At 69.7% G+C, this 2,036-nt stretch carries 1 protein-coding gene; it reads right to left on the bottom strand.

Annotated elements, in window-relative coordinates:
- A partial coding sequence (locus ACQKIP_RS46000) for an acetate--CoA ligase family protein (protein WP_427745726.1) occupies nt 1-2,031 on the bottom strand: 2,031 nt, incomplete at its 3' end.
- Nucleotides 2,032-2,036: the final 5 nt, after the last annotated feature.

Below are 2,036 nucleotides of genomic sequence, written 5' to 3'. Positions count from 1 at the left end.
CGCCACGACCCCGCGCTCGAAGAGGTACTGGCAGGCCTCCTCCACCTCGACGTCGCCCGCCAGGGATGCCACGACGGGCTTCTCGATGCCGCGCTCGCGGAACTCCGCGATCACGCGTGCCGTCAGTTCGGCGAAGACCATGGGCGGGGTGACGATGGTGTGCCAGTAGCCCAGGACGAGCGCGTGAATGCGCGGGTCCTCCAGGCCGAGCCTGATCGTCGCCTCGTACGTCGACGGGGGTTCGCCCCCGGTGATGTCGACGGGGTTTCCCGCCGCCCCGAAGGGCGGGATGAACGCCCGGAAGGACGCGTCCAGGTCGTCGGGGATCTCCATGAGCCGCAGCCCGTTGTCGGTCACCGCGTCGGAGAGCAGCACGCCGGAGCCGCCCGCCCCCGTGATGATCACGATGTTGTCGCCCTGCGGGGTGGGGAGCACCGGCAACGCGCGCGCGTACTCCAGCATCTCGTTGAGCCCCGGCGCCCTGATGACACCCGCCTGCCGCAGGATGTCGTCGTACACCGCGTCGTCGCCCGCGAGCGCGCCCGTGTGCGATCCGGCGGCCTTCGCCCCGGCGGCCGTCCGTCCGGCTTTCAGGACCACGACGGGCTTCTTCGGGACGGTCGCCCGCGCGGCCTCCACGAAGGCGCGGCCGTCCTTGAGGTCCTCCAGGTGCATGGCGATGCACCGGGTGTTGGGGTCCTCGCCGAACCACGTGAGGAGGTCGTCCTCGTCCAGGTCGGACTTGTTGCCGAGCCCGACGATCGCCGAAACGCCCGTCTTCGTAGTGCGCGCGAAGCCGAGAATGGCCATCCCGATGCCGCCGGACTGACTCGTCAGGGCGACCCCGCCCTTGACGTCGTACGGCGTGCAGAACGTGGCGCACAGGTCCTGCCACGTCGAGTAGTAGCCGTAGATGTTCGGGCCGAGCAGTCGCACTCCGTGCCGCTCGCCGATCTGCACGATCTCGTCCTGGAGCGCCTGCTCGCCGGTCTCGGCGAACCCGGAGGGGATCAGGACGGCATTGGGGATGCCCTTGCGACCCACCTCCTCCAAGGCCGACGCCACGAACTTTGCGGGGATCGCGAAGACCGCCACATCCACCTCACCGGGAACGTCCGTGACACTCTTGTACGCCTTGCGGCCCAAGATGTCATCGGCTTTGGGGTTCACCGGGTGGATCTCGCCGGAGAAGCCGCCGTCGATGAGGTTGCGCATCACCGAGTTGCCGATCTTGCCCTGTTCGTTGGAGGCACCGATCACGGCGACCGAGCGGGGCTCCATCAGCCGCCGCATCGACGTGAGCATCTCCTCGCGCGTGTACGTACGGCGTGGTTTCGGCGCCCCTTCGGAGAGGATGACGCGGATGTCCGCGGCGATGGCCCCCTCCGGAGTGGCGATCACCGGGTTGAGGTCCACCTCGGCGATCTCCGGGAAGTCGGTCACCAGTTGCGACACCCGGCGTATCTGCTCGGCGACGGCCCACCGGTCCACCGCCGGCGCGCCCCGCACACCGCGCAGGACCTCGGCGGCGCGTATGGAGTCCAGCATCGAGGCGGCCTCGTCCGCGTCGACCGGCGCGAGGCGGAACGTGACGTCCTTGAGGACCTCGACGAGTACGCCGCCAAGACCGAAGGCGACGACCTTCCCGAACGTCGGATCGGTCACCGCCCCGACGATGACTTCCTGCCCGGCAGGCAGCAGCTCTTGTACCTGCACGCCCTCGATGCGTGCTTCCGGCGCGTACGCGCGCGCGTTGGCGACGATCTCGCAGAAGGCGGCCCGTACGTCGGTGGCGCCCTCCACACCGACCATGACGCCGCCCGCGTCGGTCTTGTGCAGGATGTCGGGGGAGACGATCTTCATGACGACGGGCCCTTCGAAGCGGGCGGCGTGCGCCACCGCCTCGTCCACGTCCGTCGCCAGCTCCTCGCCCGGTACGGCGATCCCGTAGGCGTCCGCGAGGATCTTGCCCTCCGGCGCGGTCAGCGAGGTGCGTCCCTCGGCGCGCACGGTGTCGAGGAGCGCACGCACCGTCC

This window comes from Streptomyces sp. NPDC059900 (genome assembly GCF_050270335.1).
GTDB lineage: Bacteria > Actinomycetota > Actinomycetes > Streptomycetales > Streptomycetaceae > Streptomyces.
This window is presented reverse-complemented; position numbering and strand designations above follow the sequence as displayed.